This window comes from Paenibacillus ihuae, from assembly GCF_001368795.1.
Taxonomy (GTDB): Bacteria; Bacillota; Bacilli; order Paenibacillales; family Paenibacillaceae; genus Paenibacillus_AQ; species Paenibacillus_AQ ihuae.
Genome location: NZ_LN831198.1, coordinates 537,400 through 551,978 on the forward strand (window position 1 = coordinate 537,400; position 14,579 = coordinate 551,978).

Sequence of the window (14,579 nt, forward strand, 5' to 3'; positions counted from 1 at the left end):
TTCTTGTCGTCTTTTTTAGTTAGCTTTTAGTTAACAAGGACTTCAGACTCGATTTGTCGAATTAATTCGAATAAGGGAATATTTTCAAATGAACATACGTTCGCTGACAAGTGGTTGTCTAGGTAATATGGTCTAATAGAAACAGGCAGTAAGATGAATGGAGGCGGAGTAGAAATGGCGTTTCTGAAATGTTCAATGTGTTCAAGCATGCTTAAGGCTGTTCAAATATCTCATAGAATCAGTCAGGTTGGAGAGCAGCGGAGTTTAGAGTATACCCCTAATGGAATCAAATGTTCAGATTGGTCTCAAAAAATGGAAACATATAGAGAACATTCGGAAGGCGTCTACTGCCCGGAATGCCTGGCAAATGTAAATCTGGAAAAGGATGAAATGCCCTTGTGTGAGGATTCTCGGATTCCAGGAGTGAGCAGTAGTGAGTTTTCGGCCAATGAAGTCCTAGAGAAGCTAAAAACACTAGCCGATGAAGAGAATGCTGAGATTCATGTACATACTTTACCGGCCAAGGATGCTATTTATTCAGAAATTCCAGCATTTATACCACAGCCGATCCGGGATTCTTTAAGCCGTATGGGAATAAATCAACTCTATGTGCATCAGGCGCAAACAGTAGAAGCGGTACATAGAGAATCAAATGTGGTGTTAGTAACTTCAACTTCGTCAGGTAAGACTTTGTCATACAATTTGCCGATTCTTAGTTATCTTTATGATCATCCTAATGATAAAGCACTATACTTATTCCCAACAAAAGCTTTGGCCAATGATCAATTGGATCAACTCAAACGCTTTGGTGAAATCAAATCTTCCAATCAGCCATCTTTGGATGAGTGGTTTGAGACCGAATTAAAGTTAGGTGAACGAATCATACATGCAGGTCGACTAGATGGAGATACGGAGAATGGGCCAAGGCAGCGGATTATGGAAAAAGCACAGATATGGATGAGCAACCCGGATATGATCCATTATTCTATTCTTGGCCAGGTTCAAGCGTTGAAATATTCTTCAGGGACGTATATCCGGAATTATCTTTGCAATCTCAAATTTATAGTGCTCGATGAGATGCATATGTATCGCGGTACGTTTGGATCCCATGTTGCACTGGTACTTCGTCGATTACTAAAAGTATGCCGTGAGCTGGGAAATAACCGGAATATTCAGATCATAACCAGTTCGGCTACCATAGATAATCCGGTGAAATTGGCTCAGGATCTAACAGGTCTTACAGAGTTTGTACTCATTGATACGGATGGTTCAGCTCATCAGCGCAAAGAGATCGTTCTATGGAATCCAGGGATATCAGCTGGTGAGCAGGTTAGACGTGCACCCTCAACGGATGCAATTACGATTGCTAAGCAAGCTATGACCGTCAATCAGAAAGTAATTAAGAGTATTATCTTTCAGCCCTCCCGGAGTCAGACGATGGTGTTTACCAAATATATTAAAGACGTTTTAAGACAGCCTCTTCGCTTGCCAAAAGAACGTGTCGAAGGAGAAAAACTAGCTGCCTTTTACACGGGGATATTGCCTAATGAGACTCGGAAACGAATTATCGAACGCCTGAAATCCCACGACATCCACGTAGTTATTACTACAAATGCACTTGAAGTAGGGATTGATATTGGTGATTTGAGTCTGGCTGTCTTGGTTGGGTATCCTGGTTCGAAGGCAGCATTCTCACAGCAGATCGGGCGTGTAGGGCGGAAAGGTGAGGGAGTTGCCATACTCATCTGGCAAGATGATCCACTTCAGCAATATTACATGCGCAATCCTCATGAATTTCTGCATAAAGCGCCTGAAGTTGTAAGAATTAATCCGACTAATTATAAGATATTGGCGCTTCATTTACCTTTACTCAAAGAAGAACTTGGGCGGGATTTAACGGAAATAGATCTGAAAAGTATGTTTCCGAACCTAGATGAGGAATATATTCAATCCATCTTGCAGACCGCAGTTGCAGCAGAAGGAACAGAAGAAGCGGTTGTAGATAAGAAGTTTAGTCTCCGTTCAATCTCAGGTCAAAGCTACAGTGTATCTATTCGTGGACAGAATCACTCTGTAGTGGATGGCCTGGATGAATGGAGTGCTATGAGGGATTTCCATGAAGGGGCCATCTACTGGACACCAGGCGATAAAGCGTATCGTGTAGATTCCATTAATCGCCGGAAGGGTGAAATTATTCTTTTGCCTATTCAGGAGTTGACTTATCATACTCAATCTTCTTATAAAGATAAAATTGATGTTATCCAAACGTACCAGAAACATGATGATGAAGAAATTAATATGGCCTATGGTGAGTTTGAGATTAAGAGAAGTGTATTTGGTTACAAAAAGCTATACTTTGGGCAAAAGGGTGATTCAGAACAAGTGACTCTAACACATCCATCGGTAACGAAATTTGCTCCAGAAGGAACTTGGCTAACCATTACAGATTCAGATTGGCTGCTGCTAAAAGAGAATATTCAGGATTGGGCAAGTGAACATCGAACTACCGAGATGCTGATAGAGGCTTCACTTCATGCCGCCCAGCATGCTATGACGTCGGTAATTCCAGATATGATCATTTGCGATGCTAATGATTTTACAGGCTTCTCTGCAAGCGGAATCTCTGCATTTGCTAATCGACCGGTTATTGGGTTTTATGGAGAAAATGGTTCGGGGCTTGGAACAATCGAGGCGATTTACGAGAATACAACTAAGGTGATGCGTAAGGCACTTGAACTTATGGAGAGCTGCCCTTGTAGTGAAGGATGTCCAAGTTGTGTTCAGCTCCCTGGTAAGTACAATAATGTTGAACTATTTAAACCTGGAGCAAAGATACTCCTGAAATCTTTAATCGAGAGGAACGATTAAGAGATGCCTCTGATATGTTCATCTTGTGGAGCAGTTAAACCCTACGGGGATTTTGTTCAGATCAGCTATAAAGCTGATTCTAGAGGCTATCGACGGGAAATTCAACAACGAGCTAACGGAGTCCACATCATGGATTGGCAATCCCTTGAAGCTGAATATGAGAGCGACAGTGTTCAAGGAGAAGGTATCTTTTGCATTGAAGATGGAAGTCCTATAATGAGCAGCTTACTTATGACAGAAGAAGTTGATTTGCTTTTAGATAGAAGGCTTCCACTTCAAGAGTCATTTCATAGCAGTCTTCTAGCGGGACAATTAGTTGATCTGAGCAAACGCATTCGAGCCGATGTATTTGTCCATGAGACAGATGAGATACAAGGTGTGTACGATGAGCATATACCAATGGAGAGTTGGATGCGTAGTAAGCTTGAATCAATGGGAATCAATAAACTTTATAAGCATCAGGGTGAAGCAGTGGAAGCGGTAAGACAAGGACGTAATGTAGTTATTTGCACAAAGACGGCATCGGGTAAATCGTTGTCATACAACATTCCTATAATAGAAAAACTCGTAGCTGACCCAAATGCTTGCGCCCTCTATTTATCGCCTTTTAAAGCCTTGGTCGAAGATCAATTTGCTCATTTACAACAATGGACAGATCTGGAAGAAGAAAGTGTAAGTAACTTCAAAATGGCTGGATTCTCTAAACTAAAGGTCCATGGAACAGAAGTGCCCGCTGGTCTTCTTTTCGGTCAACGAAATATTCCTCAGCATAAGAGGAAAGACCAGGCTTCCAATCTGGTATTTGAACAGGGACGCTATTGGCTAACCAATGTTCATTATTTGCATCCCATTCTTCAATGTATAGGAGCACAGACAGGGAAGGCTTCGCAATTAATTAGGTTCTTAACAAATCTCCGTTATATCGTAATAGATGAGCTACATCATTACTCCGGTATGATTGGTTCAAAAGTGGCTATGGTCATTCGTCGTTTAAGAATGTTATGTGAAAGATTAGGAAATCGGGAGATTCAATTCATTGCATGTTCTGCTACTATTGCTAATCCTAAACAATTGGTTGAGGAATTAACAGGTAAGAGGGGTATTCAAGGATTCCATGAAGTTATGGAAAGCAACGCACCGATTAATAAAAAGGATATTGTTCTATGGAACCCTGGTCTTATAGATATAGAGCATAAAAGAAGAGCAGTTGCATCAGATCTTTATGAGATCCTAAAATCAGTTTACAGTAATGGGCAATGGCCGAGAAGTATTATTTTCTCTAGTAATCGTCAACAATCTCAGCTTTTAAGTAGAGAACTCAATATAATTCTAAGAACACACCTTAATGAGTCCGGATCAATAGAATTGAAAGAAGGTCAGGATTTATTTCTTCCGTATCATGCTAATTTACCTCAAGAAATCAAGGAGCAAACTATAAAGAAGCTACAACAAGGTGAAATATTGGGCCTTGTAACGACAAAGGCCTTGGAGGTAGGCATTGATGTAGATAGTTTAGATATATGCATTATGCTCGGTTACCCTGGATCTCACGCATCCTTTTGGCAACAAGCAGGTCGAGTAGGGAGAAGCAGAGATGGTTTAGTTGTCATGATGTTACAGGAAGAGCCGCTACAACAATATTATGCTCGTAATCCACTAGAGTTCTTCCAGCAAATACCGGAATCTGCTGCAATTAATATTAATAATCCAAAAATATTACGGGAGCATCTTGTTTATGCCGCGCATGAGCAAGGAGGAACGATTTACAATGCTATCAATTACGTTCGCGCCGGCGTCCTTCGAAAGGTATTAGCTGATGTTAACGAACAATGGCAACAGGCTGAAGGCAAACTGGTTTATATGGGGGAGTCTCCAAAGTATCAGCCATTAATTGCGATGGGTGAAACATACACGGTCGTGAGCAAAAGTGGATGGAATGAAACAATATTGTTTCAGAATGTGGACACTCGATCTTTGATTAGAGATTATCATGTAGATGCAGTCTTTTTAGGATCAGATAACCGAAGTTATTACAAGGTAAAGTGGATCGATAAGAGGCAGCGGAAGGTTCTAGTGGAACAGGTGAGATCGGACTATCTTACACGCGGTATTGTGCGGGATAGTATCGAAGTGAGTGATATTAATAAGCTCATATTAGTTGGTAATGAGTTGAAAGCGAACATTGGGAATATAGTTGTTAAACGAAACACATTCGGCTACAAGAAAATATACACTCACAATGCAAAACCATCAGAAACGGTACAGGTAACCAATACCTACCCTGTTTCGTTTCAAACAGATGCACTGTGGTTGCTGTGGGATGAACAAGGTAAAAGTCAGCTTAGAAATCTTTTAACAGGTATACAAGCAGTATCAGATCTTACATTCGAGGAGCTTCTCGATGGAAGTATACATGCAGCTGAACATGCTCTAGCCGCAGCAATTCCAGCTATTGTGAAATGCAGCGCTGCTGACTTTCAACATGTCTCATTTCACTCGAGTTCAACTTTATTCGGGATGCCAGGTTTATTTATATATGATAGCCAAGTCGGAGGGGGCTCTGGAATCGTTGAGGTTGTTGCTGAAAAGTTTGCAGTACTATTGGAAAAGGCCAAGCTAATGATGACAAGCTGTAGCTGCTCCAATGGTTGTCCATCTTGTGTTCAACTTTTCCAATGTGAACGTCAAAATGAACCGTTGCATAAAGTAGGAGGATTAGTTGTCATCCAATCACTTCAGAAATATTTCGAGGAGAACTTATAAGAGAATACATGGTGGAAGGGCATTGCAAAGGGGTTATGTTTGATTCCGATAACTATCAAAAAAATTGAGAATGGTACAGCCGATTGAAGTTTGGAAGCTTGTAAGTTGCGACAAGCGATATTAATAAGTATACGACTGTAATAAGCAGAATTTTTGATGAACTAGAGGGGGACGTAAGGATTGTGCGTCTCTTTTTTTGCATAACGACAAATTCTGTCATCTAATCCAAGTATAATAGGAGAATATACCGACATTTTAATAACTACATTTGTATTATGTGGCTAAATTCAAGGTAAGGAGCGAGCAAATAGGGAATGAATTCACTCATCCATCTTGAGAAGAAACTTCTCTCACTAAGCAATCAGCTTAAAAGTTTAAGTCAAGAGCTGGAGAAGGAGCGGAATCTGTCAGCGAAAGACCAGGAATCCGGATATGACCGCATCCAAATGCTGGCCAGAAAATATCCGATTAAAAATGTAAAGTTGCGAACGGCACACGAGTCGACAAAGAAGGCATATTTCGGCTTACTTACTCTCTTATCTACTGCAGCACAGCAAGATCTTACAGAGGATCAGAGGTTATTCTTGCAGCGGATTGCTGCAGGGGCTGGCTATAGTCTGGATTTCGAAGAATGGATAAAAGCTAGAAAGACGATTGAAGAAGAATTGGAAGATGGAAACAGAATTCCATTGGAAGAGAATACATATTCACTGCTACTAGATGGCCTGTTATTAATCAATCTTACAGGGGCTGCTACGATGGAAGAGTGGCGAATGCTTGCGGAGCTCTCGATTGTGCTGAACTTTGCACAGGAAGATCTCGAAATGCTCGCCCAATTGGCCAGAAGCATCATCCATCAGAATGAGGAGGAGTTCAACTCAGTTGTAGTAACGGATTCTGTGAAGTGGAGGGGGATGTTTACTCACCATATTCCTGCTGCCTGGTTGAAGAATAACAGGATTTATTGCGGCAGTTACGAGGAGATTATTGATAATGAGGAACTTCAGAGTTTAATTTCCAAGATGTTAAGAATACACGATCAATTAGAAGTTGAGTATAAATTGAAGGAGGATTCAATCGTTAAAAAAGATGATGTAATTGTAAAATACATAAAAAATGATGAAGAAAATAGTATATTATCTCCCAGAAGCGGGCGTGTCTTTTATAAAGAATTAAAGAAAAATATAACCAATAGCCAAAAAATGGTGACTACCAGTGTTTTTATTGGCAGCTGTTTTGAGTAGGTAGACATACCGAAGACCTAACAATCAGACTTTTGAAAGCAGACTACAAAAGGAGACACATAATGAGCTCTAGTACCCATACAATAGAAACAACAGAGGATTATGCCGAATTTGCTGGTGCGGTTGAAACTGTTGCAAGGAATCTTTCGGCCGTTGCCGCTGAGCATGACCTAGGGTTGGTTACCCGGTTAGGGCAGAATTTTATTCTGAAGACTACTGATTTTTACAGAGAAAACCGAAAACTGAATATCGGAGTCATTGGCCAGGTTAAAGCTGGTAAGTCATCTTTTTTAAACTCTTTGCTCTTTCAAGGCGCTGAGGTGCTACCCAAGGCTTCAACCCCCAAGACGGCTACACTGACCAAAATGGAATATGCCGAGCAGAACAGAATTCATGTTGAATATTACACACCGGAGGAGTGGGAGGTGCTTGAGGATAATGCCGCTGTCGATTCAGAGGAGGATATTTATCATTCGGCGCGTGAAATCGTAGGTATGGTAGAGCATTCCGGAATTGAACCGCTTCATTATCTGGAGAAGGGGACGGAAGATGAGTTGTTCGACAGCTATGAGCATCTGATCGCCCATCTTAATGATTATGTAGGCGAGGACGGCCGCTTCACTCCGCTGGTTAAAGCCGTCACCCTGTTTCTGAATAAAGAAGAATTCAAGGGGATTTCTATTGTGGATACCCCGGGACTGAACGATCCGATTGCTTCACGGACGGTTCGCACCAAAGAATTCATGGAGGTATGCGATGTTGTCTTCTTCCTCAGCCAGACAGGCAGCTTCCTGGATAAAAGTGACTGGGCCCTCTTATCTACCCAGCTTCCGCAGAAGGGGGTTAAGAAGCTGGTACTTGTGGCCAGCAAGTTCGACAGCGGCATCCGCGATGTGCTGCGGCATAAGGATGAGGATGATATTTTTGGCGGCTGGGAGGACGACAACAGCGCGGATACGATTGCCGGAGCGTATGCAATTATCTCACGGAAGCTGAACCGGCGTGCGCGGGAGAAGGTAGCAGAATTTACAGAGGATCTGAGAAGGCGTAACAGCCCGGAGCCGCTCATTCAAGTGATCGGGGAGTGCGGGAAGCCGGTCCTCATCTCGGCGATCGCCTATAATATGTCGCTTAAGCAGCCGGCGGAATACAACATGGAGGAACAGAACATCTGCCGCGGGCTGCAGGAGTTCTCTAAGGAGCTGGCTGCCGACCTTAAGCTGCTGAGCAATATGAGTACCATTCAGGAAATCTATGCGGTGGTGGTGGAGGAGAAGACGGAGATCCTGCGGCAAAAGGCGAAAGGCTTCGTGCCCACGGCATTGGAGGAGCTCAAACAGCTGCTGGGAGGCTTCCGGGAAAAAGCGGAAAAGCAGCTCGCGCTCTTGTCCGGCAGTGATCGCGAACGGCTGCTGGAGCAAAAGCGGGGGATGGAGAATCAGATTTCTTCTATCCATGCTGATGTGGTGACGGTCTTCGGTGAACTGAATGCCCGGCTGGAGGCTGAGAAGTCAGAGGCCGTGCGCGATTTACGGAAGGCGAGCAGCGAGCACTCCAGATTGTCGGAGCGGACAGGCACGGAGGTCAAGACCGGCTCCCGGACGTATTCCACTTCCAAATGGTACAAGCCGAAATCATGGGGAACCTCCCGTACTGAACATTACAGCTATGAGGTTGTCTATTCCTATCTGGATGTGGCGGATGCCCTTGATAATCTGCGCTCCTACTCGATAGAAGCCATGAATCAGATCGAGGAGATGTTTAGTGAGAGTATTCAGCTGAAGGAGATGAAGCGGAAGCTGTTGACCGTTGTGGTTAATAATTTCGATATGGGTAGTGAGAAATATGACCCGGCCTTCTTCCGGCTGCTGGTAGAGGAGAAGATTAACGGGATTGAGTTCCCGGTCATCAAGCTGGATATTACGGAAGCGACGAACCGCTTTGTGTCCAAGTTCAGCGGTGAGATTACCTCGGCATCCGAGAAGACGAATATGCAGAATGCCATGCTGAGTGCCGTTAACGCACTGTTCGAGACGATGAGCACTCAGCTGAGTGAGCGGGTGAAAGTGTTCAAAGCGGACATGAACGAAATTGCCGGACAGCTGAGTGTGTCCCTGCTGGCCAGCGTGCAGGCTGAATTCGACGAGTTGCTGCAGAAATATGAGAACCGTCAGCAAGAGATTGAGAAGTACAGAGAGTATATTTACATGCTGTCAGATGAACTTAAGAGACTATAAGGCCGGGGGAATGAAGATGGCAACAAGCATAGAGAAGCAGCGGCGGGATCATGAATATCAGCTGGAGACAGCGGTTGAAGCTGCCGGCCGGATTATTACCAAAAGCTATCTGGATCAGCTGGAGCAGTATGCCATTATCGAGCCCTCCGAAGAAGAAATTGATATAGATATTGCCGAATGCGGCCAGTTCTATCAGCTGACCAAGCTGGTCTACAATAAGGATGAGCATTTCCTGGATAAGCTGACGACGATTGCTAACGTAGCCCATTCTATCAATGGAAGTATCGCTTCGATCATCAAGAGTGACGGGCAGTCAGTGAATTATTACCTCGGCGTCATCTCCAAGAATGACCGCGGCCGGAATGAGAACAGCCTGCTTAGACGGCAGGCGGCATCCAAGGCGTTTCAGGGAGCGATTCAGGGTAATCTGATCGGGTCCGATGTGCTGACACTGGACAAGGATGAGGTTATGGAGCTGCAGCAGAATATTTTCTCCCGGAGCGCTCAGGCGGTATCCTCCGTGTCAGGAGTCGTCGCACTGCGGGACGGCGATATGAAAGGTATGCCAGCGTATGTGCAGGGGATTGAGAACATGGTCGATTCCTTGCGCGGCCAGGCCTATACGATTGTGCTCATCGCCGATCCGCTTCGTAGCAGTGAGCTGAAGGCAGTTAAGCAAGGATATGAACTGCTGCATACCGAGCTGTCCGCCTACTGGCGCAGCTCACTGACCCTGAACGAAAGTGACAGCACCTCGTTATCCCAGGCGGCTTCAGAAGGCGTATCCAGCGGGATTACCAAGGGTATTGCTTTAACCCAGGGCAAGAATACATCTAAAGGGTATTCTCTTGGCGGGCATGCTGGTGTGAACCTTGGAATACCCAACACAGGTATTGGTATAAATCTGGGCGGAAGCTTTGGCAAATTCAGCTCCACCGGAGAATCCTCCGGGGAGACGACGAGCCAGAGCGAGATGGAGAATATTACCCGCAGCACTAGCAGTACCTCCGGTATCACGCGCAGCGGGGGGAAGAGCCTGCAGCTTCATTACGAGAACAGAAGCACCAAGGCACTGCTGGACAAAATCGACAGTCAGCTTGAGCGTCTGGATGTATGTGAGAGCTTCGGCGCCTTCAATTGCGCGGCCTATGTCATTGCGGATGACCGCAACGCCGCCATGACGGTCTCCAGCAACTATAATGCACTGATGCGCGGGGAAGCATCCTCCATCCAGGCTTCATTCATTAACACCTGGCACAAACAAGCTGATGTAAAGCGGCTGCTGGCCTATTTGAATTCCTTTGTACATCCGCGTTTCACCGGGCAGGGGCATGGAGTATCGGAAGAGGCGCTGCAGGTGACGCCAGCATCGATTCTGAATGGGAACGAGATTGCCATTCAGATCGGCTTGCCGAAGAAGTCGGTTGCCGGCATCTCTGTAATTCCCATGGCGCCATTCGGCCGTAATGTACGTACAGCCAAAGGGGGAAGGGTGCTGCAGCTTGGCAGTCTCTATCATATGGGCAAGCCGGATGGCTCACCGGTCATACTGGATGTTCAGAGTCTGGCTGCACATACCTTCATTACCGGATCAACCGGTTCGGGTAAATCGAATACGATCTACCAGTTATTAACCAAGCTTGAAGAGCAGAGGGTATCCTTTCTGGTCATTGAGCCGGCCAAAGGGGAGTACAAGCATGTCTTCGGCAGCCGGCCGGATGTGAATGTATTCGGCACGAATGCGCAGGCTGCCCCGCTGCTGCGGCTGAACCCGTTTGTCTTCCCGTCAGGCATTCATGTTTTGGAGCATATTGACCGCCTGATTGAGATCATGAATGTGTGCTGGCCGATGTATGCGGCTATGCCTGCTGTACTTAAAGAAGCCGTTGAGGATGCATACATAGAAAGCGGCTGGGATCTGGAGAGCTCGGAGAACCGCTATAACAATGGCTTTTATCCGACCTTTATCGATGTCATGGGCTCTTTGAAGCGGGTGATTGAGCAGACGGCTTACGCGGACGAGGTGAAGAGCAACTATAAAGGCTCCCTGCTTACCCGAGTCAAATCATTGACCAATGGGCTGAACGGGCAGATTCTCTGCAATGGAGAGCTGGATAACGGGCTGCTGTTTGATCAGAATACCATTATTGATCTGAGCAGAGTCGGCTCTGCCGAGACCCGGTCACTGATTATGGGGATGCTGGTCATGCGTCTGCAGGAGCACAGGATGCATCAGGGCGGTATGAATGTACCGCTTAAGCATGTTACAGTCCTGGAAGAAGCCCATCATCTGCTGAAAAGAACTTCCGGCGAGCAATCGATGGAAGGCGCCAATCTGCAGGGGAAATCCGTCGAGATGCTGGCAAATGCCATTGCCGAAATGCGGACACTCGGTGAAGGGTTTATTATCGCCGATCAGTCACCGGGACTGCTGGATGCAGCCGCCATTCGTAATACGAATACCAAAATTATACTGCAGACACCTGACATGAATGACCGGCAGCTTGTCGGCAGAGCAGCCAATCTGAATGACGAGCAGATCTTGGAGCTGGCCAAGCTTTCTACTGGGGTTGCTGCAATCTACCAGAACAATTGGCTGGAGCCGGTCTTATGCACTCTGGAGCCGTTCGCAGCTGCGGAAGAAGTATACAGCTTTGTTCCTGAAGTGCAGAGCAGCATCATGGGGGCGCGCTATACCCGGGAGCTGCTGAAGCTGCTGCTGGGTAAGCTTTTGCCGGAGTACCCGGAGCTGGATCTGGAATACCTGGAAGCGGGCCTCTCCCGCTCCAGGCTGTCAACGAAGTCCAAGATTATGCTGCATCAGCTGATCGGCGAATATAAAGATGCTCAGCAGCTGCAGCTGTGGAACAGCGAAGGATTTGCACAGCTGGCTGGTCTCGTCAGTGATCTGATGGACGGAGAATCTATCATGGAGCAGACCCGCTTGGCCGGAGTAGAAGTGGAGCGGCTGAACGGACATCTGAACGCGGTGATTAGCCGCAGGATCGGTCCGGTCGATGAACCTTTAGCTCATGTCATCAGCCATTGTTTGATGAAGCATCAGTCGGCGAGAGATAATGAAGGACTCAAATTATATTATATGTGGGAACATATGACTCGGGAGAGTATACGGGGGTAGGCAAATGGGGATGGAGAATCTGTCGCTGGGCAGTAAAGAGGCTGCTGAAGTGAAGCGGCCGGGAGCGGGCACGGATATTGATGTACGGTTAATTGATGTAGAGAAGCTGGACAGACCTCTCTATGAGTCGGAGCGTAATCAGGATAGTGAGGCTCCGCACGAGGTTATAGAACCGGCTCCACGGCCGGAATGGACAGAGGAAGAGAAGCGGCAATGCCAGCTTGAAACAGGCTGGCCGGGTACTATTATTGACTCGGTAAGTTCCACTGAGGAGTCTAAGATTTACATCGATGCAGGCCTGAAGGTGAGTGAAATCGGAGGCAAGCCTTGCCTAGAGCGGAACGATATTGATGGAGGCCAGAAGGATGCTATGGGCCGGACGAATAAGGAACGGATGGCCCTTGGGCTGGCACCGGTAACGCCGGACGGCAAGACAGTCGAGCTGCATCATATCGGCCAGAAGGCCGATTCCCCACTAGCCGAATTGACCATGGAGCAGCATAGGGGCAAAGGCAATGATACGATTCTGCATGACAAGAAGATTGAGAGTGCAATTGACCGTATTGCCTTTAATGCAGAGAAAGCGGAGCACTGGAAAAGACGGGCAGAAGCATATAATTGAGGAGGAGAACAATGAAGACTGTAATTGAGCAAATTGAACAGCAGTTCCGTCTGTTCCATGCGGCAGGCTGCTCAGTAGAGCAGGTAATGGAAGCGGAGGAGCAGTTGGGCCTGCGGTTCGCAGACGAATACCGGAATTATGTACTGAATTATGGCGCAATCTCATTTGGCTCCCATGAGTTTACGGGATTGAACGTAGATTCGTATATTAACGTTACAGATGTGACCCGGCAGGAGCGCGAACTTAGAGATAAACTGCCGGCTGATTGTTATGTTGTGCAGCAGCTTGGCATTGAAGGGCTGGTTATCCTGCAACATCAGAGCGGCGCCGTGTCTCAGCTGGACGAATCCGGTAACTGCTCGCGGATTGCCGATAGCTTCAGCGGATATCTTGGAACATTGTTGTAGATTGAAGCAGCACAGGGGCTCCCTCGCGGGAGCCCCTTCATTAATATTCTATACAGTTAAGAGAAATTTGCGCTGCTGATGATTTCGTTTTTCTTATTAATAGAAGAGGTTGTGAATAATGTTCTACGGGAATTATCAGGATCACGCTCGTAGTTGCTGTGATAATTCCAACAGTTCATAAACTTGGAGTTGCTGACTGTACTGGTGCAGTTGGAAATTATCGCGGAGGCATAGTAGGGTTTGGTGTTTCTTCCCCCGCATTCTTTAAAGGAACATTGATTGATAAGTAGCTCTTGGATTTTTGAAGGCTGCTGTGACCATATTACACAACCTAGATTGTCCCAATCGCCTGAATCTTTAGTGTGTGGATACATACATTGATTGAATTCACAAGAAATAATCTTGGTAGTGGTAACATCTTTAAGAATAAGTGTTCTTGCCTTGAAATCACGGAACAAACAATTCACTAACATGATTTCTTCGCAATAGTTGAACTGAATGGAGTTGGTAGAACCGATGAATTCACAATTAACCAATTCTACTTTTTCGCAGGCTTCAAATATTAATTGAAAATCTGCTGTATTTATGATCATGTTCTCAAGGTGGATATTGTTCTTGCTCATTAACATGCTTGTCAGTCCTAAATAATTCCCCTCTTGTTGCTCAAAATTGTAAAGGGTCCGTTTCTGATAAACCATAGAGAATAGATCATCCCCTGTAGTGATGAATACTTGCACATATTCTTTCGTGTAGTAATAGAACATATTGGAAGATATGCTGACTGGTCTTATTTCCTCAGCAGCAATGTATTTATCGTGATTCTGCTCGATGATGCTTTGCGATAACAAGGCTAAATACTTGATTTCTGCAGCGCTAATCTGCAACTGTTCGCTGAGTTCGGCAATAAATTGTAGCTGTTGGCTAGTATCCTGGCTGCCTATCGCTGTTATGACAAGACTATCAACCACATAAGCAAACTTAAGCTCCTCCGTTCTGAAGCCTTCAATGAAATCGTCCAGAAAGTCCTTATCAGCTTCAGTTGCCCGGCGTATGTATTCCTGCATACTGGTATCTTTTGTTACTCCCAGAATAACTCTCTGAAGCAGGAATAGCTGAGAATCATTCATCCCGTCACTGTAGTGGGCTACTAGGCAGAGCATTTTCAGATATAAATCGCGGTAGTACTCTTCCTGTGAAGCTAAAGGATGGTCCATGATCGCATAAAGCTTAGCTTTGTTGTCATTCATAGCTTCCCGGAGCAGATTTACCTTTTCCTTGTAGATTTGCACGGTGCAGTTC

General features: G+C 45.6%; 8 protein-coding genes. 7 read left to right on the top strand and 1 reads right to left on the bottom strand.

Going from position 1 to position 14,579, the window contains the following annotated elements; translation table 11 throughout:
* The first annotated feature begins 174 nt into the window (after positions 1 to 174).
* The 7 genes from AQR02_RS02445 to AQR02_RS02480 all read left to right on the top strand — a co-directional run bounded on the left by AQR02_RS02445 (position 175) and on the right by AQR02_RS02480 (position 13,280).
* Positions 175 to 2,868, top strand: coding sequence for a DEAD/DEAH box helicase (locus AQR02_RS02445; protein WP_054939238.1), 2,694 nt, complete (start codon positions 175 to 177; stop codon positions 2,866 to 2,868).
* A gap of 129 nt (positions 2,869 to 2,997) precedes the next feature.
* Positions 2,998 to 5,631: a DEAD/DEAH box helicase gene (locus AQR02_RS02455; RefSeq protein ID WP_159067671.1), complete on the top strand. Its 2,634-nt coding sequence runs from the start codon at positions 2,998 to 3,000 to the stop codon at positions 5,629 to 5,631.
* Positions 5,632 to 5,945: 314 nt separating this feature from the next.
* Positions 5,946 to 6,875, top strand: a complete 930-nt coding sequence (locus AQR02_RS02460; RefSeq protein WP_054939241.1) for a hypothetical protein — start codon at positions 5,946 to 5,948, stop codon at positions 6,873 to 6,875.
* 62 nt (positions 6,876 to 6,937) lie between these two features.
* Positions 6,938 to 9,112: a dynamin family protein gene (locus AQR02_RS02465; protein ID WP_108721964.1), complete on the top strand. Its 2,175-nt coding sequence runs from the start codon at positions 6,938 to 6,940 to the stop codon at positions 9,110 to 9,112.
* 16 nt (positions 9,113 to 9,128) lie between these two features.
* A complete protein-coding gene (locus AQR02_RS02470; protein WP_054939242.1) occupies positions 9,129 to 12,251 on the top strand; it encodes an ATP-binding protein in 3,123 nt (1,040 codons plus the stop codon).
* Between the two features lie 4 nt (positions 12,252 to 12,255).
* Positions 12,256 to 12,873, top strand: a complete 618-nt coding sequence (locus AQR02_RS02475; protein WP_054939243.1) for an HNH/ENDO VII family nuclease — start codon at positions 12,256 to 12,258, stop codon at positions 12,871 to 12,873.
* An 11-nt stretch (positions 12,874 to 12,884) separates the two neighbouring features.
* The gene (locus AQR02_RS02480; RefSeq protein WP_054939244.1) at positions 12,885 to 13,280 is read left to right on the top strand and encodes an SMI1/KNR4 family protein; all 396 of its coding nucleotides are present in this window, start codon (positions 12,885 to 12,887) and stop codon (positions 13,278 to 13,280) included.
* Positions 13,281 to 13,336: 56 nt separating this feature from the next.
* Here AQR02_RS02480 and AQR02_RS02485 read toward each other — a convergent pair whose 3' ends face one another.
* Complete coding sequence (locus tag AQR02_RS02485) at positions 13,337 to 14,569, bottom strand: hypothetical protein (RefSeq protein ID WP_054939245.1); 1,233 nt, start codon at positions 14,567 to 14,569, stop codon at positions 13,337 to 13,339.
* Positions 14,570 to 14,579: the final 10 nt, after the last annotated feature.